The organism is Amycolatopsis sp. NPDC059235 (assembly GCF_042754125.1).
Lineage (GTDB): Bacteria > Actinomycetota > Actinomycetes > Mycobacteriales > Pseudonocardiaceae > Amycolatopsis > Amycolatopsis albidoflava.
The window spans coordinates 22,286-46,699 of the sequence record NZ_JBHZAG010000078.1; the positions used below are offsets into that span (position 1 = coordinate 22,286).

Below are 24,414 nucleotides of genomic sequence, written 5' to 3' on the forward strand. Positions count from 1 at the left end.
TCATGCCACTATCCATTGAGGACAAACTCGCGATCGTCGAGCTTTCGAACACCCAAATGCGCGCCCTCGACAACCACGACGTCGACGGCTGGGTCGATGCCTGGGTCCCGGATGGACAGTTCATTTCCACCTATGGCACCTTCACCGGCCGCGCCGAACGGACCGAGTTCATCAAGGGACACATCGCCGCGGGCAAAGAGGACGGTGCCCGCCACCTCCTGACGAACTACGTCGTCACCGGTGACGCCGACCGGGCGACCGTCACCTGCCTGGTCACCAAGCTGCAGGTAGAAGCGCCGCCCTTCATCATCGCGACCGGCGTCTACCAGGACGTCGCAGTCCGCACCGCCGACGGCTGGCGCTTCGAATCCCGCCGCCTGGACATCGACCGCGGCGTCTTCGCCCGCGCCGAGGCGGCCGCCCGATGACGGACCTGGCCGCCGAACGGTGGGGAGAATCCGGCCCGCCGATCGTCATGGTGCACGGCAGCCTGAGCTCGGCCGCCGCCGCTTTCGGCGAGCAGAAAGCGCTCGCGGACCGGTTCCGGATCATCGCCCCGTACCGCCGGGGATACCAGCCCAGCCCGCCGGTCGCCCGGATCGACCCGGACCACGACGCCGCCGACGTAGCCGAACTCCTCGGCGACGGCGCGCATTTGCTCGGCACCTCGATGGGCGGCGTGGTCGCCATGCGGGCCGCCGCTCTCGCACCGGACAGGGTCTGGTCGCTCACCGTGGTCGAGCCGCCCGCCCTGCCGAACGGCTCCGGCCGTCCCGCCGCCGACCAGCTCGCCACGGCCCTCCGCGAGTACTGGTCGGCCGCCGCGGACAGCGATCCGGCGACGTTCGTGGCTGGGTTTCTTCGGGTGCTGAACGTCGATCTGCCGTTGCCGTCGCCGCTTCCGCCGCCGATGGCAGAGGCTGCCCGCAACCTGATGACGGAACGGCCGTGGGAGACAGGTGTGCCGGTGGAGGCGCTGGCCCGCACGCCGTTCCCGAAGCTGGTGGTGACCGGCGGCGGGACTCCGGGGTTCGAGGATGTCGCTGATGCGCTGGCGGAAGGGTTGTCCGCCAAGCGGGTGCTGTTCCCCGGCAGTCCGCACGCGGTGCAGCGGATCGGGCAGCGGTTCAACGAGGAGTTCCTGGCCCATTTGGACGGTTAGGGCGAGGGAGGGCCGGTCCGGCCCTCCCTCAGGTCCGCTCCCCCAGCGACCGCACGAACACTTGCGTCGTCCGGTGTTTCGGCGCGCCCAGCACCTCCGACGGTGTGCCCAGCTCCACGATCGTCCCGCCGTCCATCACCGCGACCCGGTCCGAAACCTGCCGCGCGAAGCCGATCTCGTGCGTCACCACGATCATCGTCATCGTCCGCTCCGCGAGCCGCCGCATCACGCCGAGGACCTCGCCGACCAGTTCCGGGTCGAGCGCCGACGTCGGCTCGTCGAACAGCATCACGTCCGGCTCCATCGCCAGCGCCCGCGCGATCGCGACCCGCTGCTGCTGTCCGCCGGACAACTCGCGCGGATACGCCGCGTGCTTCTCGGCCAGCCCGACCGACGCGAGCAGCTCGTGCGCCTGCTCGGTGCACTCGCCCCTGGACCGGCGCAGTACCCGAGTGGGCGCTTCGACGACGTTTTCCAGCACAGTGAGGTGCTGGAACAGATGGAAGCCCTGGAACACCATCCCGAACCGACGCCGCTGCCGGGCCGCCGCGCGGTCGCCGAGCGGGTAGTACGTGTCGCCTTTGCGCGTGTAGCCGATCAGCTCGTCTTCGAGCCGGATCTCGCCGCCGTCCACCGTTTCCAGATGGTTGACACAGCGCAGCAGGGTGCTCTTGCCCGAACCGGACGGTCCGATCAGGCACACCACCTCGCCCCGGCCGACGTCGAGGTCCACGCCGCGCAGCACTTCGAGCGGGCCGAAGCTCTTGCGCACGCCGGACAGCCGCAGGAACGTCATCGCGAGTGCTCCTTTCCCGGGCGGCCCGCGGCGAACCCGCGGCCGAAACGGCGTTCGAGGCAGCGCTGGCCGATCATCGCGAGGCTGGTCAGCACGAGGTACCACAGGCAGGCGACCAGCAGCAGCGGAATGGTCTGGTAGGTGCGGCCGTAGATGAGCTGCACGGTGGTGAGCAGTTCGGTGTAGCCGACCACCGACACCAGCGAGGTGTTCTTGAACATGGTCACGAGCTCGTTGCTCAGCGGCGGGATGATCACGCGGATCGCCTGCGGCAGAACGACTCTGCGCAATCGCTGCCGCCGCGTCATCGCGAGCGCGGTCGCGGCTTCCAGCTGCCCGGCGGGCACGGACAGGATCCCGGCGCGGAAGATCTCCGCGCTGTACGCGCCGAGCACCAGCGCGAGCCCGACGACCGCGGCGGAGAACTGCGAGATCAGCCGGTTCGTCGGCACGCTGAGGAACTCCGGGCCGAACGGGATGCCGAGCGACAGCTTCGGCAGCAGCGCGCCGAGGAAGAAGATCAGCAAGAGCAGCACCAGCGCCGGGATGGCGCGGATGAACCAGATGTAGGCGGTCGCGACCCAGCGCAGGACCGGGTCGTCGGACAGCCGCATCAGCGCGACGACCACGCCCGCCACGAGCCCGGCCGCGCTGCTGATCAAGGTCAGCAGCACGGTGTTCAGCAGGCCGCGCAGGATGTCGGCCGAGAACAGGTACCCGCCGACGAGACGCCAGTCCCAGCGCGGGTTGGTGATCAGGAAGTGCGCGAACATCGCGGCCAGCACGAGCGCGGCGCCCGCGGTGAGCCAGCGCGCCGGCTGCCGTCGCCGGGCGAACCGGACGCTCGCCGGAGCCTCGACGGGCGCGCGGGTGGAGGTGGAGGTCGGCATCAGGGCTCCTTCAGAGCGGCCCGGACGGCGGCCGTCGCGGGGACGGCCGCCGCGGGGGTCAGACGGTGACGAACTCGCCGAGCGTCCGTTCGGTGTGCGGATAGGGCGCGTCGTTCTCGTGCCCCGCCACGCCGAGACCGGCCAGCGCGGCCACGATCTCCGCGCCGCGCGCGCCGGCCAATTCGACCGCGCGGACGTTGTCCTCGATCTGCGCGATCCGGGTGGAACCGAACAGCACCGACGCCGTCGCGGGCTGCGCCAGGCAGAACGCGAGCGCGAGCTGCGACGGGCTCGCGTCGAACGAGGCCGCGATCTCCTTCAAGCGAGGCACGAGTTCCTTGATGCGCTCGCGGATGCCGCCGGTGTCGATGCCGATCTTGCGTTCGGGGTCGAGCTTTCCGGCGAGGATTCCGCCCTCCATGGTGTCGGAGGCGTGCAGCGAGATTCCCGTTTCGGCGAACAGCTTCTGGTACTCCGCACTGTCCACAACGGACCTGCGCGCGACACTGTATTTGAGCTGGACCAGCTGCGGGGTCGGAATTCCTTGCGCCGCGGCGTGGTCGTAAGCGGTGCGGAGGTCGGCGGCCGACCAGTTCAGCGCGCCCCAGCTGCGGGCACGGCCACTGGTGACCAGACCGGCGAGTTCCTCGGTGATCGCCGCGACGTCCATCCCGGGCCGCGGGTGCTCGGTGATGATGACGTCGACGTAATCGGTGCCGAGCCGGACCAGCGATTCGTCGAGCTGTTCGGCGAGCGGCTGCCGCGGATAGTCGAAATACCAGACCTTTTCGGCGATCGCGTAGTCCTCGCGAGGTTTCCCGACGACGTCGAGGATCCGGCCGAGCAGCACCTCGGTGTGCGGTTTGTCGCGGTAGTAAGCGACGTCGAGGAAATCGATGCCGAGGTCGAACGCGCGCCGGACGAGCGCGACGCCCGCCTCGAACGTCATCCGGCTGTAGGTGTTCCACGACCCGAGCGACAGCGCGGAAACCGTGGGCCCTTCGCGGCCGATGCGGCGGTAGTCCATGTGTTTCTCCTTCTTCGTTGGACCGGGCGGCTCAGAACTGGGAACCGTTGACCACGACCCGGTCGACGGCGATCGAGCCCTGCCCCCATTCGTCGAGGATCTTGCGGTAGGTGCCGTCCTCGACGAGCTTCTGCAGCGCACGCCGCGCGGCGTCGCGCAACTGCGTGTCGTCCTTGCGGAACCCGGCCGCGTACGGCGCGAGCCAGTGCACGCCGTCGCCGGTCAGCTCGAACTGGCCGGGGTTCTGCTTGATCAGGTAGTTCGCCGGCGCGATGTCGTTCCACGCGGTCTCGACGCGGTCGCTCTGCAGGGCCAGCACCATCGCCTGCCCGTCGGCGAACGCGTTGATGTTCACCGCGGGCTTGCCGTTGCCGACGCATTCCTTGCTGACCCGCTGCGCGTCGGTCTCCTCGATCGACCCGCGCCCGATGGCCAGCGAACGGCCGCACAGATCGTCGATCCCTTTGACGCCGTGCGGATTCCCGGAACGAACCATCAACGCGGTGCCGCCGCGCAGGAAGTCGACGAAATCCATGGTGGGCTGCCGGGATGTGAAGTCCCCCACCGACATCACGGCGTCGAACCGTCCGGAAAGGACACCCGGCATGACGTTGCCGCCCTCGGTGCGCACCACCTGCACGTCCAGGCCGAGCAGTTTCGTCCACGCCTTCGTCAGGTCGACGACCACGCCGGTGATCTCGTTGTTGTTGCCGCTATTGACAAACGCGAGCGGCGGGACACTCGCGCTGGTCGCGACGGTGATCGTTTTCTTGTCCCGGTACCGCTGCGGCACGAGCGCACTGAGCCCTGCGTCGACCTGGACCGCCGCCTCCGCCCCGGCCCCTTTCTTCTGCGCGCCTTCCGGCGCGGGCTCCCGCGGAGCGGCACAACCGCTCACCACCACGAGCGCCGCACACACGGCGGCGGCAACGCACCCTCGGGTTCGGTGTCGCATCGAGACCTCCATTGCTCTCTCGGACGCCGGGAACGCTAGAAGCCGGCCCGGAACATTGTCAAGGCTTTGACGTTCAACCTTTGACAATCTCGGGGAACCTGGCATGATCGAGAGGCGTGAGGGAGCCCGAAGCCGCCGAGCCGGATTACTGGACCTTTGTCGACCACGCGGTCCGCTCGGTGAGCGAAACCCTGCCCGAGGTCGACCCGGACGCGATGCGGCTGGTGATGACCCTGCACCGGGCCACCGACCTGCTGTCCTACGACCTGCATGCCCGGCTCGGCGAGATCAAACTGAACGAATCAGCTCAGCTGAGCAGCACCGGTTTGCGGCTGCTGCTGGTGCTGTCGGCTTCTGGCCCGCTGGAGCTGCGCAGAGTGGCGGCGCTGTCGGGGATGAGCCGGGCGGCGGTGTCGGCGGCGGTGGAGAACCTGGCCGCGAACGGGTTGGTCGGGAAGGAACCGTCGCAGGAGGACCGGCGGACGGTGCTGCTGCAGCTGACGCCGGAGGGGCAGGAGACGTTCGCCCGGTGCTTCGCGGCGTACAACGCGGGGGAACAGCATTGGGCGGCGACGTTGACGGCTGAGGAGCGGGGTCAGTTGGTGGGGTTGCTGACGAAGCTGATGCAGACTCAGGACGTTCAGCGGCGGGCGTGAGCATCATCCGTCGCGGCCGGAAAGCGTTTCGCGGGGACGTGGTGCGCGATTAGCCACGCCGCCGGTTCGCTCAAATGCTCGCGGACGACGTCGTGCGAGACCGCCGCCAGCGGAGGCGCCCGATGCCGCCGCGCGAACGCCGTGGTCACGCCGAGCGGAACACGAAAAGTCACTTGCTTACCCCTGATCGGACTACTTCGAGGTTTCGCGCCGTGCGCGGCGAGGTATCGCTCCGGGCGTCGTCATCCGTCAGAGGAGGAACCATGCACGCACAGCGCGGAGATTGGCTGGTCGTGAAGGGAATCCACGTGGACGTGCCGGAGCACCGGGGCCGCATCGTGGCCGTGGGGTCGCCGGACGGCGGCCCGCCGTTCACCGTCCGCTGGCTCGGCGCGGACCACGAGTCGACCGTCTTCCCGGGGCCGGACGCGATCGTCCTGACCGACGCCGAGCTGGCCGCCCAGGACGCCCGCGCCCGGCGATAGCGCCGCCAGTGGTCCGTGAGGGGAACCCTGAGGGACTCTGAGTCCCTCAGGGTTCCCCTCACGGACCGTCATGCCCGATCCGGTTCCCGATCCATCGCCCGATCTCGATCAGCACCACTCCCGCCGCGGCGCAGCACACCGCGGTCAGCGTGTACGTCGTGTTGCTCGGGTCGAGTTCGAAAGTCTCGCGCGTCCACGGCAGCAGGAACATCAGCGCCGAGACCACCGCCATCGTCGCCACCAGCGCGGCTTTCCACCAGGTGTAGGGCCGCGCGACGACCGCCAGCACCCACAATGCGAGTGCCATCAACGTCATCAGCGCCGTGGTGCTCGCCTGGACCTGCGCGGCATCGGTGGTCGCATTGCCGGGATGGACCAGGAGGTACGAGACGAACGACGCGGCCCCGATCACCACCCCGGCCGGGATGGCCATCCGCAGCACGCGGCCGACGAATCCGCCGCGCGCGCGGTCGTTGTTGGGAGCCAGCGACAGCACGAACGCGGGCAGGCCGATGGTGAACCAGCCGACGATCGTCACGTGCCGGGGCAGGAACGGGTACGGCATCGAGTCGAGGCCGATCAGCCCGGGCACGCCGACGATCAGCGCCAGCAGCACCGAGTACACCGTCTTGGTGAGGAACAGGTTCGCGACGCGTTCGATGTTGCCGATCACCCGGCGGCCTTCGCCGACGACGTGCGGCAGGGTCGCGAAAGCGTTGTCCAGCAACACGATCTGCGCGACCGAACGGGTCGCCGGGCTGCCCGCGCCCATCGCGACGCCGACGTCGGCGTCCTTCAGCGCGAGGACGTCGTTGACGCCGTCGCCGGTCATCGCGACCGTGTGTCCGCGAGCCTGCAGCGCCGCCACCATCGACCGCTTCTGCGCGGGCGTCGCCCGGCCGAACACCGCGGTGCCTTCCAGCTCCTCAGCCAGTTTGCCGGGATCCTCGGACAGCGTCCGCGCGTCCACCGGGGCCTCGCCGCCGGGCAGCGCCAGCGCACGGGCCACGCCGCCGACCGACACCGCGTTGTCGCCCGAAATCAGTTTCACCGCAACGCCTTGGGCGGCGAAGTAGTCCAGCGTCTCGCGGGCGTCGCCGCGGATTTTCTGCTCCAGCACGGCCAGCGCGACCGGCGTGACCTCGCCTGGCCCGTCCGGCGCGTCGACGGCGTTCGCGGCCCGGCCGAGCAGCAGCACCCGCAGGCCCTGCGCGCCGATCCGTTCGGCTTCCGCGCGCTCCTCCGATTCGGCGGGCAGCAGCACGTCCGGCGCGCCGAGCACCCAGTCGCCGTGCTCGCCGAACGCCGCGCCGCTCCATTTCCGCGCCGACGAGAACGGCACCACGGCGGTCGGCGTCCAGTCCGGCGCGGCCGGGCAGCCCTCGGCGATCGCGACCAGGCTGGCGTTCGGCCGCGGGTCGGCGGCGGCGAGCGCGGCCAGCACCGTCTCCGGAGCCTCGCCCGCCTCGTGCAGCCGCCGCAGCTCGGACAGCCGCATCGTGTTCTCGGTGAGCGTGCCGGTCTTGTCCGCGCACACGACGTCCACGCGGGCCAGCCCCTCGATCGCGGGCAGCTCGTTGACCAGGCATTGCCTGCGGCCCAGCCGGATCACGCCCACCGCGAACGCCACCGACGTCAGCAGGATCAGCCCCTCCGGGACCATCGGGACGAGCGCCGCGACCATCCCGCGCAGTGCGGCGGGCAGCTCCTGCGAACCGGAGAGCGCGTTGTAGATCGACAGCGCGCCGGCCGGGATCAGCAGGTACGTGATGACCTTCAGGATCTTGTTGATCCCGTTCCGCAGCTCCGAATCGACCAGCGTGAACCGGCCGGCCTCCTCGGCCAGCTTGGCCGCGTACGCCTCCGAGCCGACCTTCGTCGCCCGGTACGCGCCATTCCCGGCCACCACGAAACTGCCGGACATGATCGGGTCGCCCGCGCGTTTCACCACCGGGTCCGATTCGCCGGTGAGCAGCGATTCGTCGACCTCGAGCGCGTCCGCGGACAGCACCTCGCCGTCGACCACGACCTGGTCGCCCGCGCCGATCTCGATCACGTCGTCCGCGACGACTTCTTCCGGGGCCAGCTCGCTGCTCGTCCCGTCGCGGCGCACGCGCGGGCGCACCTGCCCGACGATCGCGAGCCGGTCCAGCGTCCGCTTGGCCCGCAGCTCCTGCACGATGCCGACGACGCTGTTCGCCACGATCACCCCGGCGAACAGCCCGTCGAGCAGGAAACCGGTGGAGAAGATGATGACCGCGAGCACCGCGAAGATCGCGTTGATCCGGGTGAAGACGTTCGACCGGACGATCTCCCACGCGCTGCGGCTCGTGCGCGAGGGCACGTCGTTGGTCCGTCCCGCGGCGACCCGCTCGGCCACCTCGGCCGCGGTGAGCCCGCGCGTGCTGTCCTGCGTGAGCAGGCCGTCGTCCCCTGGCATGGACTCGACTTTACGCAATTTCCGGGCAAACCCGTCGCGCCGCCGCCCCGGACGGGTCCGCCCGTTCGGGTGACGCGGCGCAGGTCACCGGCCGAGGCGGGACGCGCGGACCTCCCTCGTTCCGATCAGATCGAGGTGCACCTCGCGGCGCGCGAACCGCCATTCGCCGCCGGTCTTCGCGTAGCGGTCGAGGTAGCGCAGATGCCACACCGCGTCGGCGAATCTTCCGTCGCGCCGGGTGACATGGTGGGCGACGCAGGCGATCCGTCCGCGGGCGGTCGCGGGGTCGTCGCCGGGGTCGAAGACGGTGCCGGTGATGCCGTGCGCGGTCAGCGGCACCTCGTCCAGCACTGACAGGGCCGCTGCGACGGCTTCGGGGCCGCGATGCTCCCGGACCGGGCCGAACTCGCGCGGCGGATCCGGCAGCACGAGCACACCGGGTTCGCCAGGGTCGCCGGGTTCGCCGAACAACCGGGCGACTCCGGTGAAATCGCGCTCGTCGACGCGGGCGGCGTAGCGGTGCACGAGATCGTGCAGCGCGGCCCACTCCTCGACGCGGATCACCAGTCCTGCCACGGGACGATCGTGCGAACCGGTCCGGAAAGCAGCATCCGCTCGGCCTCGGGATGCGGTGCGGGCTCCCAGCGGCGCTCTCGCTCGGCCATTTCGCGGCTCACTTCCACCGGGTCCTCGTCCAGGTACAGCAGCCGGACCCGCACCGAACCCGGCTCGCGTTCTCCGCCGGAACCGATCTTCAATGTCGAATGCTGCTGCCTGCCGAGGAAGGAGAACGTCCAGGCGCCGGCGACGCCCGGGCAGGTCAGCAGGTCAGGGATGCGTGTCCGGTCCTGCCAGGCGAATTGCGCGTGCGCTTCGTCGCTGTGCGGTTCGGCCAGTTCGGTGACCGTGACGTGCAGGCCGCGGTTCGGCCGGAACGGCAGCGCGTCCGCGGACAGCCGGACGCGCGGCGCGACGTAGCCGAGCACCGGCGTGAAGAACCCCAGCAACGGCCGCCGCACGCCCGGGATCAGCGGCCCGCGGCCCCATTGGAACGAGTCTTCGCCGAGCTTGCGCCACTCGGCCACGCTGTGCTCGTACGGCGGGCGGAACCAGTACATCGCGACGTAGTCGACACCCGCCAGCTCCGGGCTCGCGGCGCCGTCGCCGGTCCAGGCCCAGCGATCGCCGTGCGCGACGCCGGGGAGGCGCAGGTTCTCCGGCAGGTGGTCGAGCTGATGCCACTCGTTGTACTCGCGTTTCCGCGCGGGGTCGGCCAATGCGACGAAGGAGAAGAACGCTCGTTCGGAGAACACCGCGCCGAGCCTACGAACAACGGCACCGCCGCGGCGGCGATCGTCTCGGCGACCGGGACGCGTTCAGCTCAGCCACTGCTTCGGCGGCGGGTACACGTACCGCGCGATGGTGGTGCTCACCCAGCCGATGCAGAAGCCGCCGAACACCGGCAGCACGACCTGCACCTCGTGCCCGCCGCGGAGCAGGCCGACGAGCAGGAAGACCAGCGCCCACGCGACGAGCAGCCCGGCACTGTAGGTCCAGTAGTTCCTCCGCATGGCAACCTCCCGAACGCTCTCCTTCACCAGTGTTCCCCGCGCGGATCTCGATCGCAGGTCCGCTGAGGCGGTTCCGGCACAATTGAGATCCGGCTCTACTCCTGAGCTTCGATCAGGTCGAGGTCGCGGACGCAGAACCCGTGGTGCTCGAAGGTTTCGTTGAGCACCGTGCGCAGGCACTGCCGCACCGAGCGGCCCCGCGCGTACGGCGGCCAGACATCGTCCTCGGGCACCGGTGCCGGCGCCGCGAGCTGCGCGGCGGTGACCTCGTCAAGCCAGGCCTCAAGCTCGGCGGACTGCGCGTCGCGCACGCGCACGATCTCGTCGAGGGACGGATCGAGCGAGCGGTCCAGCCCGTGCGCTTCCCGGTACGGCTCGACCTCCGGCCCGATGCCCATCGGCGTGAACTGCTCCGCCGAGCCAAGACAGCAACGGCGGAACCACGAATCGTGAACGAAGACCAGGTGGCGCATCGTCTGCACCGCCGACCACTCGTCGTTCACGCTGCGGCGCTCAATGCCGGGCGCACGCTGGAGGCGCTCGACCGTGGCGTCCCAGGCAGCCCGGAGCTGCCGCGCTGCCTCGCGCAGATCAGCAGGGTCCTCGGAGCGGAGCAGCACTCGCACCGGATGCCGCCGGTCCAGCTCCGCCTCGACGTACTCGCTGACCTCGACCCCGTTCACCACGAGGTTGGAGACGAGCCCGTCGATCACGGCGTCCTGCAGGACGACGCCGATCAGGCGCGCCCCGGTCAAATCGCACTCGCGGAACTCCGCGTCGTGCAGGTCTTCGTCGACATATCGCGTCATGCTCCGCATCGTAGGTCCGAGCACCGACAAAACCGGGCTCCCCGGCTTGCCCTGGCTGCTCGCCGGGCCGCGAAACCGCAGTGAGGGCTTCTCAGCGGTGCGGTGTGTGGCAGGTTCGTTGTAGCGGTGGCTTGCCAGGGATGCGGAGCACCGCCTGGCCAGCCGGGCCCTCCCCGCAGGGCTGCGCGATGGTATGCGGCGCGAGGCACAGACCTCCCCAAGGCCCACTACTGAGAAAACCGCAGTGAGAGATTTCGGCATTCAGCCGCACAAAACGGTCTTTCGCTGCCATTCAGCCGAAAACCGAGAGCGCCGAAATACCGCTATGCTCAATTCCGTGGCGCCGAACAAAATTGTGCCTCCGGACGACAGTCGCCGGGCTGCCCTGCTGCTCGCGCTCGTCCTCGGCGTCGCAGGTTGCTCGTCCGCACCGTCGCCTCCGCCGCGGCTGTCGCCGCCGCTGCCCGACGCCCCGCTGGATCTCACGCAATTCACGACCAAACCCTGCGATCTGATGACCTCGCACCAATTGGCCATGTTCTTCGTCAGCAACCAGGGAACGGCCGCTCCAGCCGCCGGGGAAACCGCCTGCACGTGGATCCCCCACGACACGAAAGCCCTGACGTACGTCGCCTCCGTCGACACCACCTCAGGCGGGCTGGAAGCGCTGTACCACCGCCGGTCCGCGGTTCCGGGCTTCGCCCCGGTCCTCGTCCACAGCTACCCCGGCGTTCACCGGGACAGCCGCGACGGCCACTGCACTGTCGAAACCGGCGTCGCCGCCGACACGCTTCTCAACGTCACCGTCACAGCGACCGATCCCAAGCTGGACGCGTACGCCGACCCTTGTTACGAAGCCGACCGTTTCGCCGGAATCATGATCGCCTACCAAGCCAACCGAGCGCCCTGACCGATCAGACCAGCACGCAGTCCCCGCACTTCGGACCGTCGCGATCCGGCGTCGCCCGATAAAACAGGCAGCAGCTGCGACGCCGGAACCGACCGTTCTCCCGCGTCGCAGTACCGACGAGCTCCGGCAATTCCTCCAGCGCGGCAACGATTCCGGCGACCCGGTCCGTCCACTCTGGACGCTCGGACCGCAGCACCGTCACCGCGCCGTTCAGCGCCGACGCCACATTCCCCCGCCGGACATTCTCCGCCAGCGAGAACGCCGCCATCGCCTTGTCCAGCCGCGCCAACGGACCGCGCAGCACCCGTTCCGCGAAGGCAGCGACCACATCGGACTCAACCGGCGGATCTTTCGTCAAAGACAACGGAAACGCACCGCCGAGCTTCGGCTGCCACCAAGCCGTCGAGTAATCCGGAACCGCTCCCGCCCCGACAGCCAGCCCCAGCGCGGGCGAGATGAGCCGCGCCGCCAGCCCGAGATGCGCGATCGACGCCGCGACCCGCAATTCCACGAAATCGCCGCCGAGCACGGCCCGGTTCTGCGCGATTCGCCTCCGCAGCACCGGGCCGTCATCGAGGACTTCAGCGAGCGGACGCCACGGCGAGGCCGGTTCCTCGGCCGCATGCGTGTCGACGGCGAAGAACGGGCCCAGTCCGGTCAGCGGGTTCACGCCTCGACGGTAACCGCGCGCCCGCGGTCCAGCACGCGTTCGGCGAGCGGCCCGAACACGAGCGCGATGGTCGCCCACAGGATGACCTGCGCCAGCACCGAGTACAGCCGGAACCCGACGAGCGTGTCGGCGGGGAATCCGGGATACACGATCTGGCCGTCAGGCGCTTTGAGCGGCAGCGGGGTTTCGCTGGTCTGCGGGCCGTATTCGGCGACGTTGCTGGCCAGCGACCCGAGCGACGGCAGCAGCGCCATCAGGAGCGCGGACAGCACGACGAACCCGGCGCCCGCGACGAGCGTCGCGTTCCAGTTGCCCAGCCGCGGCGCGAGCCGTTTGCCCGCGACGACGGCCGCGACCAGGAAGACCACCGACGCGACGACCATCGTCAGGTACAGCCCGGTGCGCGCGCCGATGGTGGCCTCGTGCCCGATCGCCGGCGGGTTGGCCGGATATTTCAGGAACGGCACGAGGTACAGCGACAGGAATCCGGCCCCGGCCACGAGCACCGCCAGCACCCGCGCGCGGATCCGGCCGACGCGGCCCAGCAGCACGGTGTAGGTCACCGCGAACAGCAGGCCCATGGCGACTCCGAAGAGCACCATGCCGAGCCCGATGCCGAGGTTGCCCTGCACCGCACGGCTGAAAATCTCGTGGCCCTCGTGTTCGCTCGCCATCCCGGCGGCTTTGTCGAGCGCCATCTGCGCCTCGTCGCGGCCGGATTCGTAGTCGATGGCCGCCTGGGTCAGCGGTTCGGCGAAGATCCGCGCGAAGACGAACGCCAGCAATCCGCCCAGCGCTCCGGCGAGGAGGCCGCGCAGAATCAGCTTGTTCTGCATTGTTCGGTTGTCCGTTCCGGGCGCGTCAGTGGCAGGGGAAGCCGAGGAAGTGCCGCGCGTCGTGGACGAACTCGTGCACGTGCGTGTCGCTGCCGAAGATCGAGACCGCGCCCTGGTCGACGCCGATGAAGTAGTACAGCAGCAGCGCGCCGACGATGGTCGCGCCGAGCAGCAAAGCGGCTTTCGACACGGGCAAGACGACCGGCGTGGACCGGTCGGCCGGAATGGTGGCCATGGCTCTCCTTCGGGATGACGCGTCCCTTGCGGGTGGACCTGACGACGGCTCCTCGACCTGACTCGCCCGGGATGGGCACACAGTGGCGCGACCGTGCCGGAATCTCACCGGCTTCGGGAAGCCGTCGCGCGAGCAGCACCGTACGGCGGCGTCCGGCCGGTCGTCAATCGCCCGAGGGTCCGACGTGTCGCTTATCGCCTGGTTTGCGCAGCCGGTGTGCGCGGGGTCGCACCGAACGGAGCAAGGCCGCTCACGCGGGGTTGCGATAGAAGGCCAGGTGCTCCGGGCACAGATAGAGCGTGAGTCCCTCCGGCGTGTCGTAGCGCGACAGGCCGCCCCATTCCTCGTCCGGGTCGAGTTTGCCGAGCATGGCCTTCAGCGCGCGGAAGTCCGCGTCGGTCTTCGCGTGCGGCTCCGGGAGGTCGTCGTCGGGCCGGTCCGAGCCGGGCAGCACGCGCTCGCGGTGCAGGTCCTTCGGCAGCTGCGCGGCCAGCTCCTTCATCAGGTCGGTGTCCGACTTCAGCTGCTCGTTCAGCACGCCGGCGGTCACCCCGAGCACCGGCCCGGCCAGCGGCGCGGCGTGTTTCAGGACCCGGATGAGGTGTTCCAGGTACGGCCCGAGCTTCACGAACCACTCGTGCGGCTGCGAAACCGGGTAGACGCCCTTGCCGCCGTCCAGCCGATGCCAGGCGCCGGGTTCCTCGCAGTAGAGATGGATCTCGTACGGCGAGCCGGTGATCCGCCGCCGCCCGGCCGGGACGACCGCGAACACGCTGGGGCAGCGGGCTTCCTGCTGAAGCTGTGCGAGCCGTTGCAGGCGAAGGAACATCCGCTGGTGGTAGTCGCTCTGTTCCTCCAGCCGCTCGCCGAACTGCTCGACGGTCCGGGTCAGCTGCTCCATGGACGCGCGCGTCGAATCACGCTCCGCCGGCGCGAGGCCGAACAGCAGCTCCGGCACCGAGACCTGCTCGCCGGAGCGATGGCATTCGATCTCGTGCTTCGGCGGCGTGCGCTCCAGCCGGGCGCGGAGGTTCTCGTAGTCGAACAGCTCCGGGCAGTCCGGCTCGCACCGGCACGGCACGCGGCGCGTGATGTCCAGGCCGGGAAACCGTTCCAGGGTCAGGTTGAGGCCCTCGTCGAGCACCATGAAGAACCCGACCGGCGACGGCCCGCGCACGGTCAGCTCGACGGTGCTGTGCTGCCGGTCCGCGCTGACGAGCGCGAGGTGGCGGCCGTCGCGATGGCCGAGCAGCGCGCCGGTGCGCCAGTGCACGTCGCGGCTGAACCGGTGCGACCGCGCGATGAACCAGGTCGGAATGCCCGGCGGCATGGTGTTGAGCTGGTAGATGACCTTGATCTGCCGCGCATTCTCCCGCGCGGCCGCCCATTGCTGTTCGTATTCCGGCGGATTCCACTGCAGCCGCTCGACGACCAGGCTGAGGTCTCCCCCGCCGTTCGACTCGACGCGGTAGGACAGGTCGTATTTGTCCATCATGCCGAGGAAATGGTCGCGAATCCCTTTGTCGAGGTCGTGCCACAGCCCGGTCAGGTGTTCCCTGGTGAGCAGCCCGTGCCGCTCGGCCACCTCGTCGCTGTCGAGGACGCGGCTGATGTAGTCGTTGACCCACGAGGGCCGCAGCACGACCGTTTCCTGCAGTTCGGGGTCGTCCGGGTAGTAGAGGATGTCGCCGAGTTCGTGCAGCGCTCGCGCGATGAACCGGCTCGGCTCCGCGCCGGTGACCCCGGCTTCGGCCATGATCCGCCACATCCGGCCGACCGTGATGTGGTTCTCCTGGGTCTGCCGCACGGCGTCCGCGGCGGCCAGCCAGGACGTCGGCCATTCCGAACCCATGAGCGGCAGTTCCGCGGCATGCTGCGCGAGAAGGTCGCGGAGTTCGCCGACGCCGTCCCTGGTCGCGTTGTCCACGTGCACGCTCGCGACGATTCTCGGGTATTTCGCCCGCAGTTCGGCCAGCGGCAGATCCACCGGACGGCCGTGAATGTGCGTGGCCACGAGAACGATCGGCGATTCCGGCGCGCGGGCGGTGATGATGTCGAGCCAGTAATGGAGTTTCCCCTGTTCCCAGCCGAGCCGCGAATTCCACAGCAGGACGAAGAGGGAACGGTTGGCGAGGAAGAACTGGTGGGTAGCGTGGTAGATCTGCTGGCCGCCGAAATCCCAAGTGCTGAGCCGCATCCGGACGTCGCGTCCTGGATGGGCGAGTTCGAGGTCCCGGACGAGGAGGCCGTGCGTAGAAGGTTCGTCGGGGTCGTGGTCGTCTTCGGCTAGGGCTCGGACTAGGGAGGTTTTGCCTACGCCGCCTTCGCCTACTACGAGGAGTTTGGAGACCCATTGCGCGGTGCTGCCGCGTTCGCGTTCGCGGAGGAATTCGAGGACGGATTCCGAGCCGCTGGCGGTGATTTCCGGGGGTGGGCTGATGAAGGGGTTTCCGGAGACGCTGAGGGTGGTGAGGTTGGGGAGTTCGATGAGGGCGGCGGGGAGGCTGCGGAGGCGGTTGTCGGAGAGGAGGAGGGTGGCGAGGCGTTCCAGGCGGGGGAAGCTTTCCGGGAGGGCAGTGAGTTGATTGCCCCGGACGTCCAGGCTGCGGAGACCAGCGACGTGCCCCAGGGACTCCGGGAGTTCGCTCAGCGAGTTCTCCGCCAAAGACAACGTTTCGAGCTTCACGAGCTTGTCGAGAGGTTCAGGGAGGTTCAGCAGGTTATTGACCGACAGATCGAGCGTTTCGAGGGCGGCGAGGTCGACCAGGCTTCCCGGCACACTAAGGAGATCGTTCCGCCCCGCTCGCAATGACCTCAGTTTGACGAGATCGCCGATGTTCTCCGGAAAGCCCGCGAGTTCGTTGCCGTCCCAGGATAAACTGGTGAGACCCGTCAAGCAGGTCAGCCATTCGGGCATCGTGAAAAGCACGTTGTTGCTGAGAACGAGAGTTTTCAATCCGGTGAGTCGCGCCAGTGTCTCCGGCAGCTCAAGCAGCGAACATCGAGCCAGGTACAGCGTGCGCAGCCCGGTCAGCCCGCCGAAGTCGAAGTCTGTCCGCTCCAGCGGGTTCCCGTCCGCCGAGAGATAGAACAACCCGGTGAGGCCCGCCAGCCACGCGGGCAGCTCGGTCGCCCCGATGTCGTCGAACTCGAGCATCGCGAGGCCGCTCAGATCGCCCACCACGTCCGGCAGACGGCCCAGCGGATTCGTGCTGATGTACAGCTCGGTCAGCGAGCGGCACGAGCCGAGCCATCGCGGCAGTTCGGCGAGCTGGTTGTTCCGCACGGAAAGCGATCCCAGGCGCTTCAGCTCGGCAAGCTCCGCGGGAAGGACGGCCAGCTTGTTGCGGTCCAGCCGCACGTCGGTCAGGTTCGCGAGTTCCGGGAACCAGCCGGGAAGCTCCGCGATCCGGTTGTCGCTCAGGTCCAGCCCGTCGAGCTGACGCAAGCCGCGCACGCAGCCGGGCACCGCGCCGAGGTCGCAGCGAGCCAGGTCCAGCCTCGTCAGCGCGGGGAAATCGCCCAGCCATTCCGGCACTCCGCTGAGCCGGTTGTCCCCCAGCGACAGCTCGCGAAGGTCAGAGCACCGGCGCACCCAATCCGGCACCCGCGCGATCAGGTTTCCTCGCGCGGAGAGAACGCGCAGGTTGCCGAGCGGGCCAGGCAGCTCAGCGAGCCGGTTGTTGTCCGTCCGCAGTTCGGTCAGCTCGGTCAGGCGGCCGAGCGAACCGGGCAGGTCCGCCAGGTAGTTCGCGGATGCCTGGAGGACTTGCAGCGACGTCAGATCCCCGAGCCACTCGGGCAGCGCTTCCAGGCCGCAATTGGTGACGCTCAGGTCAGTCAGCTCGGTTCTCCGCAGCCATGGCGGCAGCTCGCGCAGCGGCAAGGAGTCGAGGTACAGCGTGGTGAGCTGGGCCAGATCGCCCAGCCAGTCCGGCAGTTCGGCGAGCTGGGTCTTGTCGAGCCGGAGCTGGACGAGATTCTCGAGCCGGGCGAACCAGTCCGGCAGCTCACGCAGCGGATTGTTGTTCAGCCACAGGATTTCGAGCCCGCGCAACCCACTCAGCCACTGCGGCAGCCCAGTCAGGCCGCACGCGCCGACGCCGAGTGTGGTCAGCCCGGTCAGCTCGCCTAGCCACGAGGGAAGGCCGCGCAGCAGGTTGTTGCCCAGGTACAGCCGTCGAAGGTTGCGCAGGCAGCGCAGTGACTCCGGCAGCTCGGTCAGCCGGTTGTCGTTGGTCCACAATGCTTCCAGCGCGGTCAGCTCGCCGAGCCACTCCGGCAGTTCGGTCAGCTCGTTCTGGTCGACGTACAGCCGCGTCAAGCCAGTGCAGCCGCGGACCCACCCGGGCACCGAGTCCAGGGCGAGGTCGCTGAGCGTCAGGGTCGTCAGGCCGCGCAGAGTCGCCAGATGGGCGGGCAGCTCCGGGACGGGATTCGACGCGAGCCGCAGTTCCCGGAGTCCGGACGGCAGCGGCGGCAGCGTGCGCAGCCGGTTTCGCGCGACGTCCAGCATGGTCAGGTTCTCCAGGCCGCCGATCCAGCCCGGCAGTTCGGTCAGCCGATTGCCGTCCAGGTCGAGTTCGGCGAGGCGGTTCAGCCCGGCGATCCACTCCGGGACCTCCGTCAGGCGCAAGCGGGCCAGGCCGAGTTCCCTCAGCCCGGCCGCTTCGCCCAGCCAGGCGGGCAGCCCGGCCAGCGGGTTGTCGTCGAGGTGCAGTTCGGCCAGCGGCAGGCCGCGCAGCCACGGCGGCAGTTCGGTCAGGAGGTTGTCGTGCAGGTACAGCTTCGCCAGCCCGGAGATCTCGCCGAGCCAGTCGGGGAGGTTTTCGATCCGGTTGCCGTCCAGGTCGAGCCGGACCAAGCTCGGCAGGCCGCGCACCCACTCCGGGACTGTCGCCAACCGGCAGGTGCCGAGGTCAAGGATCTCCAGGCTGGTCATCCCGCCGATCCACTCCGGCAGTTCTGCCAGCAGGTTCGACGCGACGCACAACTCGGCGAGTTCGAGGCCGGCCAGCGCCGGCGGCAGTTCGACGAGCCGGTTCCGGTCGATTTCCAGGCTCCGGAGGCCGGTCATCTCCCCCAGCCGTTCCGGCAGCCGGACGAGGCGGTTCCGGCGGGCGTTCACCGCCCGCAGCGGCAGGTCTGTCAGCCATTCCGGCAACTCCCGCAGGAAGTTGCCTTCAAGCACCAGCTTCTCGAGACCGCCCAGCTCCGCCACCCGAGCCGGGACCTCGGTCAGGTGCAGCCCCCGCAGATCCAGCGTCGTCTCCCCGGCGGCGAGCGCGGCGTCGATGCGGCGGTTCGCTTCCTCGGTCCCCATGCGGCAAGTCAATCAGGTTCGCGCGCCAAGCGTTGCGCGGCGAGCGGGAAAGCTATACCGTGCCTGAACTAGAACAGGTTATAGTTTCGGCGGTGCGCGGGACGAGGAGCGGACATGGCAGCCAGGGTGGCCCGGAGCAACGAAGCCGACTACGTGGTCGTCGGGTCGGGCAGCTCGGGAGCTGCCGTCGCCGGACGGCTCGCGGAGTCCGGGGCCAGCGTGATCGTGCTCGAAGCGGGCAAGAGCGACGAGCAGCTGCTGTTGCGCAAGCCGGGGCTGGTCGCCCCGCTGCACGCGGTGCCCCAGCTCAAGAAGATGAGCGACTGGGGGTTCTACTCGGTCCCGCAGAAACATGTTCTCGATCGGCGCATGCCGGTGCCGCGCGGGAAGGTGCTCGGCGGCTCCAGTTCGGTCAACGGGATGGTCTACGTCCGCGGCAACCGGGCGAATTTCGACTCCTGGGCGGCCGAGGGCAACACCGGCTGGGACGCCGACAGCGTCAACGCCGCGTACAAGCGCATGGAGGACTTCGAGGACGGCGAGAACGCCTTCCGCGGCGCGGGCGGGCCGATCAAGATCACCCGCAACAAGATCCCGCAGGAAGGCACGCTGCAGTTCCTCGACGCGACGGCCGACGCGATCGGCTGCGACATCATCGACGACTACAACGGCGAATCCCAGGAAGGCGTCAGCCGGATGCAGCAGAACGCTGCCGACGGCCTCCGCTACAGCGCCTCGCGCGGCTATCTGCACCACCTCGCGCCCCGGACGCTCGAGATCCAGTCCCGCGTGTTCGTGCGGAAAGTGGTGATCGAGAACGGCCGCGCGACCGGCGTGGAGGTGACCGACGCGGGCGGCAAGCACCGCACGATCCGCGCGGGCAAGGAGGTCATCCTCGCCGCCGGGTTCGTCGGGTCGCCGCAGCTGCTGATGCTGTCCGGGATCGGGCACGCCGAGCACCTCAAGGAGCACGGCATCGACGTGCTCGCGGACCTGCCGGTCGGCGACAACCTGCACGACCACATGTTCCACGCGCTGACGTTCCAGGTGTCGTCGTGCAAGAACAAGGGCACCGCGCCGTATTTCGCCCGCGGGATGGCGCGCGAGCTGCTGAAGCCGGGTTCGACCTTCCTGGCGAACTCGGTGTTCGAGGCGCTGGCGTTCCTCAAGACGTCGCAAGCCTCGGAAGTGCCGGACCTGCAGCTGCACCTGCTGCCGTGGGCGTACGTGTCGCCGAACCAGGACGCGCCGATCCGGCATCCAGTCGACAAGCGGCCGGCGCTCACCGTGCTCACCACGCTGATCTACCCGAAGAGCCGCGGCACGATCCGGCTCGCCTCGGCCGATCCGTCCGCGACGCCGCTCATCGACCCGCAGTACCTCTCCGACCCGGCCGACCTCGAAGTGCTCGGCGAGGGATCGGAGATGGTGCGCGAGATCTTCGCGTCGAAGGCGTTCAAAGGCTCGATCAACGAGGAGATCCACCCCGGCAAGCAGGTGCGCGGCCAGGAGCTGCGCGACGCGATCCTCAACCGCGCGACGTCGGTGTACCACGGCGTCGGCACCTGCCGGATGGGCGTGGACGACCTGGCTGTCGTCGGGCCGGACCTCAAGGTGCGCGGCGTGGACGGGCTCCGGGTCTGCGACGCCTCGATCATGCCGTCGATCACCGGCGGCAACACCAACGCGCCCTGCATCATGATCGGCGAAATGGGCGCGCAGCTGGTTCTTTCCGGCAACTGAGAAGGAGCGGAAGACCATGACCGTCACCCCGGTCCGGCCCACTCGCCCGGCCTCGGCGACCGACGAGTTCCTCCGGCAGCTCGTCGCGCGCGTGCCGGGCTCGGGAGGCGCGGTGTGGCCGCTGACCGAGGTCTACACCGGCGATGTCCTGGTGGAGCTGCCGCAGTCGACGCCCGCGGACATCGAGCAGGCGTTCGCCACCGCCCGGGCGGCGCAGGCGAAATGGGCCGCGACGCCGCTCAAGCAACGGCTCGCGGTGTTCCGGCGGGCGCATTCGCTCTTCATCGACCGCGCGCGGACGATCGCCGACCTGATCCAGGTCGAAAGCGGCAAGAACCGGCGGATGGCGATCGAGGAAACGTGCGATCCGCCGATGATCATGAGCCACTACCTGCGGCGGGCGCCCAAACTGCTCGCTCCGACCCGGCGCGGCGGACCGGTGCCGCTGGTGTCGTCGTCGACCGAGATCCGGGTGCCCAAGGGTGTCGTCGGCATCATCGCGCCGTGGAATTTCCCGTTCGCCACCGGCATTTCCGACGCCATTCCGGCTTTGATGGCGGGCAATGCGGTGGTGTTGAAGCCGGACAACAAGACCGCGCTTTCGCCGCTCTACGGCGTGCGACTGCTGGAAGAAGCCGGGCTGCCTCGCGGTTTGTTCCAAGTGGTGTGCGGCGAAGGGCCGGACGTCGGCCCCACGCTCATCGACCAGGCCAACTACGTGATGTTCACCGGCTCCACCGCCACCGGCAAGGTGATCGGCGAGCAGGCCGGCCGGAACCTGATCGGCTGCTGCCTCGAACTCGGCGGCAAGAACCCGATGATCGTGCTCCCGGACGCCGATTTCGCCGACGCGGTGCCGGGCGCGGTGTTCGGCGCGTTCGGCAACACCGGGCAGATCTGCATGCACATCGAGCGGATCTACCTGCCGGAGTCGCGTTACGAGGAATTCAAGGAAGCCTTTGTCGCCAAGGCTTCTTCGCTGGATGTCCGTGCGGCTTACGACTTCGGCCCGGAAATGGGATCGCTGGTTTCCGTGGACCACATGAACCGGGTCAAGTCCCATGTGGACGATGCGGTCGCCAAGGGAGCCACCGTCCTGTGCGGCGGGCGTCCCCGACCGGATCTGGGCCCAGCGTTCTTCGAGCCGACCATTCTGGAAGGCGTCACGAAGGACATGCTGTGCGGGGTCACCGAAACCTTCGGGCCGGTGGTGGCGTTGCATCGGTACCGGACGGTGGACGAGGCCGTCGAACTGGCGAACGACACCGACTACGGGCTGAACGCTTCGGTGTGGGGCAAGGACCTTCGAGCGGCCTCCGCGGTGGCCGCTCGATTGGAGACGGGCAACGTCAACGTGAACGACAGTCTGGCGACGGCTTATGCCGCCAAGGGGACGCCTTCCGGCGGGGTGAAGACGTCCGGAGTCGGTGCCCGGCACGGTGATCAGGGGCTGTTGAAGTACACCGACGTGCAGAACCTGGCGGTGTTGAAGAAGCCCGTGATGAGCCCTCGGCCGGGACAGAAGTACGAGAAGTACGTGGAGGGAATGCTGTCCGGGCTGAAGATGATGCGGCGGCTCAGGATCCGGTGACGTCCGCAATGGACTGACGGACGGCGTGGACCACCTTTCCGTCCACTTCGGTCAGTCCGCTGAGCCGGGTCCGCCGCACCAACAGTCCGCCCAGGACCAAATCGACCAGTTGCGCGCCCACCTCCTCCGCGGATACCGGGCCGTCCGGGTCGAACCACGTCCACGCCCATTGTGCCGAGCCGAAGATCAGCAGGCTCTGCACCTCGACGTCGCACGAGCGGAATTCCCCCGACGCCACTCCGTCGGACAACACCGCCCGCACCAGGTCGAGGTATTCCGCGCGCATCCGGCGGCCCTGCGCCATCGCCTCGCTGTCCGCCAGCCGGACGATCTCGCGCTGGAACGCGACGGTCGCCTCCCGGTCCACCACCTGGTACAGCACGAACGCGTACAGCAGCCCGGCGAGTTGCTGGGTCGGCGTCGCGAGGCGCTCGCGGATCAGCGCGGCCTCGGCGAGCCTGCGGCGCATGTACGACTCGTGCAGCGCCGCCAGCAGCCGGTCCTTCGTGCCGAAGTGGTGCACGATGGTGCCCTTCGACAGCCCCAGCTCGCCGGCGATGTCGGAGAAGTTCGCGGCGTCGTAGCCGCGTTCGGCGACGTAGCGGGTGAACGTCGCCAGGATGTCCCCGGCGCGGCCTTTGGGTGGCATCGGCCCACTGTAGCCGAAAGTTTGACCACTGACCGTCCGTACGGTTACCTTCGTCGTGGTCCCCGGCGACGAAGGAGTCTCGGCATGGCATCGAGCTTGGCGCAGTGGATTGCCCGGCGCGGCACCGTCACCCCGGAGTCGGTCGCGCTCGTGGCCGCGGAGACCGGCGAGCGGATCACGTATGCCGACCTCGAACAGCGGGTCGCGCGGCGGGCGGCGGCATTGCGCGGGCTGGGCGTGCGCAAGGGCGACCGGGTGGCGTTGCTGGGCCTGAATTCCACCGGCTACCTCGAAACGCTCTTCGCGGTCGCCTGGCTCGGCGCGATCACGCTGCCGATCAATTTCCGGCTCGCGGCAGCCGAAGTCGAGTACCTCCTCGAAGACGCGCGGCCGGTGGTCGTGGTGCACGACGACACCTTTGCCGCGCTCGCGAAGGAGGCTTCCGGCGCGCGGACGCTGGTCAACAACAGCGAACTCGTCCAAGAGGACCGCGTCGAACTGGAACCGACCGGGCCGGACGAGGTCGCGGTGCTGATGTACACCTCCGGCACCACCGGGCGACCCAAGGGCGCCATGCTCACCCACGGCAACCTGGAGGCGAACGCGATCAACGTGCTCACTTCTGGGGAGGGCCTGCTCCCCTCCGACATCACGCTGACCGTCGCCCCGCTCTTCCACATCGGCGGGCTGGCGCTGTTCACCCTGCCGTTGCTGTACGCGGGCGGCACCGTGGTGGTCGCGGGGAAGTTCGATCCACAAGAGACACTCGCGCTGATCCAGCGGGAGAAGGTCACCGTCCATTTCATGGTGCCCGCGATGTGGGCGGCGATGACGCAGGTCCCGGACTTCGATTCCTACGACCTGACGCGCCTGCGCTACCTGCTGTGCGGCGGCGCGCCGTGCCCGTTGCCGGTGATCGAGTTCTACGAGGGCAAGGGACTGACCTTTGTGGAGGGTTTCGGGATGACCGAACTCTCCCCCGCCGCCCTGGTGCTGGAATCGGCGTTCGTGCGCTCGCACGCCGGGTCCGTCGGACGGCCCTTCCTGCACGTCGAGGCGCGGATCGTGGACGAACGCGACGACGACGTCCCCACCGGAACGGTCGGCGAACTGGTGCTGCGCGGCCCGAACGTCTTCGCCGGCTACTGGGGCCTGCCCGAAGCGAGCGCCGAAACCATGCGCGGCGGCTGGTTCCACTCCGGCGACCTCGCCCGCTGCGACGCGGACGGCTTCGTGACTTTGGTGGACCGCAAGAAGGACATGATCATTTCCGGTGGCGAGAATGTCTATCCGATCGAGGTCGAGCAGGTGCTGCACCGGCATCCGGGCATCGCCGACGTCGCGGTGATCGGCGCGCCGGATCCGCAGTGGGGAGAAACGGTGGTCGCGGTGGTCGTCCCCGCCGACGACTCGCTCGACGGGGACGCGGTGATCGCCTATTGCCGGGAACGGATCGCCGCTTTCAAGTGCCCGCGCCGGGTCGAGGTGGTCGCCGAGCTTCCTCGCAATGCCACGGGAAAGCTGCTGAAACGCGAACTCCGCGCCCGCTACACCGACTCCGCCGCATCGGTCTCCCGGTAGGGCCGTGAGGGGAACCCTGAGGGACTCTGACTCCCTCAGGGGTACCCCCACCCCCCGGCCCCCCGGTAAGAAGAAAACACCCAAA

At 69.0% G+C, this 24,414-nt stretch carries 23 protein-coding genes and 1 riboswitch; of the genes, 8 read left to right on the top strand and 15 right to left on the bottom strand.

Features of this window, described 5'->3' with window-relative positions; translation table 11 throughout:
• Positions 1–2 precede the first annotated feature (2 nt).
• A complete protein-coding gene (locus ACFXI3_RS36140; RefSeq protein ID WP_378405740.1) occupies positions 3–428 on the top strand; it encodes a nuclear transport factor 2 family protein in 426 nt (141 codons plus the stop codon).
• The gene (locus ACFXI3_RS36145; RefSeq protein WP_378405742.1) at positions 425–1,162 is read left to right on the top strand and encodes an alpha/beta fold hydrolase; all 738 of its coding nucleotides are present in this window, start codon (positions 425–427) and stop codon (positions 1,160–1,162) included. Before ACFXI3_RS36140 ends, ACFXI3_RS36145 begins: the two co-directional genes overlap by 4 nt.
• Positions 1,163–1,190: 28 nt before the next feature.
• Here the strand turns inward: ACFXI3_RS36145 and ACFXI3_RS36150 are convergent, their stop codons facing one another.
• From ACFXI3_RS36150 to ACFXI3_RS36165, 4 genes are read right to left on the bottom strand one after another with little or no spacing between them, the layout of a single operon-like run.
• A complete protein-coding gene (locus ACFXI3_RS36150; protein WP_378405744.1) occupies positions 1,191–1,958 on the bottom strand; it encodes an amino acid ABC transporter ATP-binding protein in 768 nt (255 codons plus the stop codon).
• Positions 1,955–2,848, bottom strand: coding sequence for an amino acid ABC transporter permease (locus ACFXI3_RS36155; protein ID WP_378405746.1), 894 nt, complete (start codon positions 2,846–2,848; stop codon positions 1,955–1,957). The genes ACFXI3_RS36150 and ACFXI3_RS36155 overlap by 4 nt, the downstream gene beginning before the upstream one ends.
• A gap of 58 nt (positions 2,849–2,906) precedes the next feature.
• Positions 2,907–3,875 (bottom strand): aldo/keto reductase, encoded by a 969-nt coding sequence (locus ACFXI3_RS36160; RefSeq protein WP_378405748.1) that lies wholly within the window; start codon positions 3,873–3,875, stop codon positions 2,907–2,909.
• 31 nt (positions 3,876–3,906) lie between these two features.
• Positions 3,907–4,830 (bottom strand): ABC transporter substrate-binding protein, encoded by a 924-nt coding sequence (locus ACFXI3_RS36165; RefSeq protein ID WP_378405750.1) that lies wholly within the window; start codon positions 4,828–4,830, stop codon positions 3,907–3,909.
• 116 nt (positions 4,831–4,946) lie between these two features.
• Between ACFXI3_RS36165 and ACFXI3_RS36170 the strand changes: the two genes are divergently transcribed.
• A complete protein-coding gene (locus ACFXI3_RS36170) occupies positions 4,947–5,486 on the top strand; it encodes a MarR family winged helix-turn-helix transcriptional regulator (protein ID WP_378405752.1) in 540 nt (179 codons plus the stop codon).
• On the opposite strand, the gene ACFXI3_RS36175 is transcribed toward ACFXI3_RS36170, so the two are convergent.
• Complete coding sequence (locus tag ACFXI3_RS36175; protein ID WP_378405754.1) at positions 5,471–5,659, bottom strand: hypothetical protein; 189 nt, start codon at positions 5,657–5,659, stop codon at positions 5,471–5,473. The two genes, ACFXI3_RS36170 and ACFXI3_RS36175, sit on opposite strands and share 16 nt — an antisense overlap.
• Positions 5,660–5,749: 90 nt before the next feature.
• On the opposite strand from ACFXI3_RS36175, the gene ACFXI3_RS36180 reads away from it, so the two are divergent.
• Positions 5,750–5,971 carry a DUF1918 domain-containing protein gene (locus ACFXI3_RS36180; RefSeq protein ID WP_344264340.1) on the top strand — a complete coding sequence of 74 codons (222 nt, stop codon included), beginning with the start codon at positions 5,750–5,752 and terminating at the stop codon, positions 5,969–5,971.
• 58 nt (positions 5,972–6,029) lie between these two features.
• Here the strand turns inward: ACFXI3_RS36180 and ACFXI3_RS36185 are convergent, their stop codons facing one another.
• The 5 genes from ACFXI3_RS36185 to ACFXI3_RS36205 all read right to left on the bottom strand — a co-directional run bounded on the left by ACFXI3_RS36185 (position 6,030) and on the right by ACFXI3_RS36205 (position 10,791).
• A complete protein-coding gene (locus tag ACFXI3_RS36185) occupies positions 6,030–8,411 on the bottom strand; it encodes an HAD-IC family P-type ATPase (protein WP_378405756.1) in 2,382 nt (793 codons plus the stop codon).
• A gap of 84 nt (positions 8,412–8,495) precedes the next feature.
• Positions 8,496–8,987, bottom strand: a complete 492-nt coding sequence (locus ACFXI3_RS36190; RefSeq protein ID WP_378405758.1) for a nuclear transport factor 2 family protein — start codon at positions 8,985–8,987, stop codon at positions 8,496–8,498.
• Positions 8,972–9,724 carry a hypothetical protein gene (locus tag ACFXI3_RS36195; RefSeq protein WP_378405760.1) on the bottom strand — a complete coding sequence of 251 codons (753 nt, stop codon included), beginning with the start codon at positions 9,722–9,724 and terminating at the stop codon, positions 8,972–8,974. The genes ACFXI3_RS36190 and ACFXI3_RS36195 overlap by 16 nt, the downstream gene beginning before the upstream one ends.
• 63 nt (positions 9,725–9,787) lie before the next feature.
• Entirely contained in the window at positions 9,788–9,982 is a 195-nt protein-coding gene (locus ACFXI3_RS36200) for a hypothetical protein (protein WP_344264328.1), read from the bottom strand.
• A gap of 95 nt (positions 9,983–10,077) precedes the next feature.
• Positions 10,078–10,791 (bottom strand): DinB family protein, encoded by a 714-nt coding sequence (locus ACFXI3_RS36205; protein ID WP_378405762.1) that lies wholly within the window; start codon positions 10,789–10,791, stop codon positions 10,078–10,080.
• A gap of 337 nt (positions 10,792–11,128) precedes the next feature.
• Between ACFXI3_RS36205 and ACFXI3_RS36210 the strand changes: the two genes are divergently transcribed.
• Positions 11,129–11,701, top strand: a complete 573-nt coding sequence (locus ACFXI3_RS36210) for a DUF3558 family protein (RefSeq protein ID WP_378405764.1) — start codon at positions 11,129–11,131, stop codon at positions 11,699–11,701.
• 4 nt (positions 11,702–11,705) lie between these two features.
• Here the strand turns inward: ACFXI3_RS36210 and ACFXI3_RS36215 are convergent, their stop codons facing one another.
• The 4 genes from ACFXI3_RS36215 to ACFXI3_RS36230 form a co-directional block, all read right to left on the bottom strand.
• Positions 11,706–12,371, bottom strand: a complete 666-nt coding sequence (locus tag ACFXI3_RS36215; protein WP_378405766.1) for a (2Fe-2S)-binding protein — start codon at positions 12,369–12,371, stop codon at positions 11,706–11,708.
• Positions 12,368–13,207 (bottom strand): CbtA family protein, encoded by an 840-nt coding sequence (locus ACFXI3_RS36220; RefSeq protein WP_378405768.1) that lies wholly within the window; start codon positions 13,205–13,207, stop codon positions 12,368–12,370. Before ACFXI3_RS36220 ends, ACFXI3_RS36215 begins: the two co-directional genes overlap by 4 nt.
• A 25-nt stretch (positions 13,208–13,232) precedes the next feature.
• On the bottom strand, positions 13,233–13,442 hold the full coding sequence (locus tag ACFXI3_RS36225) for a CbtB-domain containing protein (protein WP_009077103.1): 210 nt from the start codon (positions 13,440–13,442) through the stop codon (positions 13,233–13,235).
• Positions 13,443–13,498: 56 nt separating this feature from the next.
• Positions 13,499–13,554, bottom strand: a riboswitch (cobalamin riboswitch).
• A gap of 138 nt (positions 13,555–13,692) precedes the next feature.
• Complete coding sequence (locus ACFXI3_RS36230) at positions 13,693–18,765, bottom strand: COR domain-containing protein (RefSeq protein WP_378405770.1); 5,073 nt, start codon at positions 18,763–18,765, stop codon at positions 13,693–13,695.
• A 114-nt stretch (positions 18,766–18,879) separates the two neighbouring features.
• On the opposite strand from ACFXI3_RS36230, the gene ACFXI3_RS36235 reads away from it, so the two are divergent.
• Both ACFXI3_RS36235 and ACFXI3_RS36240 read left to right on the top strand, forming a co-directional pair.
• On the top strand, positions 18,880–20,508 hold the full coding sequence (locus ACFXI3_RS36235) for a GMC family oxidoreductase N-terminal domain-containing protein (RefSeq protein WP_344264305.1): 1,629 nt from the start codon (positions 18,880–18,882) through the stop codon (positions 20,506–20,508).
• 16 nt (positions 20,509–20,524) lie between these two features.
• Positions 20,525–22,099: a succinic semialdehyde dehydrogenase gene (locus ACFXI3_RS36240; protein ID WP_378405772.1), complete on the top strand. Its 1,575-nt coding sequence runs from the start codon at positions 20,525–20,527 to the stop codon at positions 22,097–22,099.
• Here the strand turns inward: ACFXI3_RS36240 and ACFXI3_RS36245 are convergent.
• Positions 22,086–22,748, bottom strand: coding sequence for a TetR/AcrR family transcriptional regulator (locus tag ACFXI3_RS36245; protein WP_378405774.1), 663 nt, complete (start codon positions 22,746–22,748; stop codon positions 22,086–22,088). The genes ACFXI3_RS36240 and ACFXI3_RS36245 overlap by 14 nt on opposite strands.
• An 84-nt stretch (positions 22,749–22,832) precedes the next feature.
• Here ACFXI3_RS36245 and ACFXI3_RS36250 point away from each other — a divergent pair, with 84 nt between their 5' ends.
• On the top strand, positions 22,833–24,329 hold the full coding sequence (locus ACFXI3_RS36250; RefSeq protein WP_378405776.1) for a long-chain fatty acid--CoA ligase: 1,497 nt from the start codon (positions 22,833–22,835) through the stop codon (positions 24,327–24,329).
• The last annotated feature ends 85 nt before the right edge of the window (positions 24,330–24,414 follow it).

Excerpts from the sequence above, each read along its gene's own strand:
- ACFXI3_RS36150 (WP_378405744.1), bottom strand. The coding sequence starts at position 1,958 with ATGACGTTCCTGCGGCTGTCCGGCGTGCGCAAGAGCTTCGGCCCGCTC.
- ACFXI3_RS36225 (WP_009077103.1), bottom strand. The coding sequence starts at position 13,442 with ATGGCCACCATTCCGGCCGACCGGTCCACGCCGGTCGTCTTGCCCGTG.
- ACFXI3_RS36205 (WP_378405762.1), bottom strand. The coding sequence starts at position 10,791 with ATGACGCGATATGTCGACGAAGACCTGCACGACGCGGAGTTCCGCGAG.
- ACFXI3_RS36145 (WP_378405742.1), top strand. The coding sequence starts at position 425 with ATGACGGACCTGGCCGCCGAACGGTGGGGAGAATCCGGCCCGCCGATC.
- ACFXI3_RS36165 (WP_378405750.1), bottom strand. The coding sequence starts at position 4,830 with ATGCGACACCGAACCCGAGGGTGCGTTGCCGCCGCCGTGTGTGCGGCG.
- ACFXI3_RS36155 (WP_378405746.1), bottom strand. The coding sequence starts at position 2,848 with ATGCCGACCTCCACCTCCACCCGCGCGCCCGTCGAGGCTCCGGCGAGC.
- ACFXI3_RS36230 (WP_378405770.1), bottom strand. The coding sequence starts at position 18,765 with ATGGGGACCGAGGAAGCGAACCGCCGCATCGACGCCGCGCTCGCCGCC.
- ACFXI3_RS36160 (WP_378405748.1), bottom strand. The coding sequence starts at position 3,875 with ATGGACTACCGCCGCATCGGCCGCGAAGGGCCCACGGTTTCCGCGCTG.
- ACFXI3_RS36240 (WP_378405772.1), top strand. The coding sequence starts at position 20,525 with ATGACCGTCACCCCGGTCCGGCCCACTCGCCCGGCCTCGGCGACCGAC.
- ACFXI3_RS36250 (WP_378405776.1), top strand. The coding sequence starts at position 22,833 with ATGGCATCGAGCTTGGCGCAGTGGATTGCCCGGCGCGGCACCGTCACC.
- ACFXI3_RS36180 (WP_344264340.1), top strand. The coding sequence starts at position 5,750 with ATGCACGCACAGCGCGGAGATTGGCTGGTCGTGAAGGGAATCCACGTG.
- ACFXI3_RS36220 (WP_378405768.1), bottom strand. The coding sequence starts at position 13,207 with ATGCAGAACAAGCTGATTCTGCGCGGCCTCCTCGCCGGAGCGCTGGGC.
- ACFXI3_RS36245 (WP_378405774.1), bottom strand. The coding sequence starts at position 22,748 with ATGCCACCCAAAGGCCGCGCCGGGGACATCCTGGCGACGTTCACCCGC.
- ACFXI3_RS36185 (WP_378405756.1), bottom strand. The coding sequence starts at position 8,411 with ATGCCAGGGGACGACGGCCTGCTCACGCAGGACAGCACGCGCGGGCTC.
- ACFXI3_RS36200 (WP_344264328.1), bottom strand. The coding sequence starts at position 9,982 with ATGCGGAGGAACTACTGGACCTACAGTGCCGGGCTGCTCGTCGCGTGG.
- ACFXI3_RS36235 (WP_344264305.1), top strand. The coding sequence starts at position 18,880 with ATGGCAGCCAGGGTGGCCCGGAGCAACGAAGCCGACTACGTGGTCGTC.
- ACFXI3_RS36140 (WP_378405740.1), top strand. The coding sequence starts at position 3 with ATGCCACTATCCATTGAGGACAAACTCGCGATCGTCGAGCTTTCGAAC.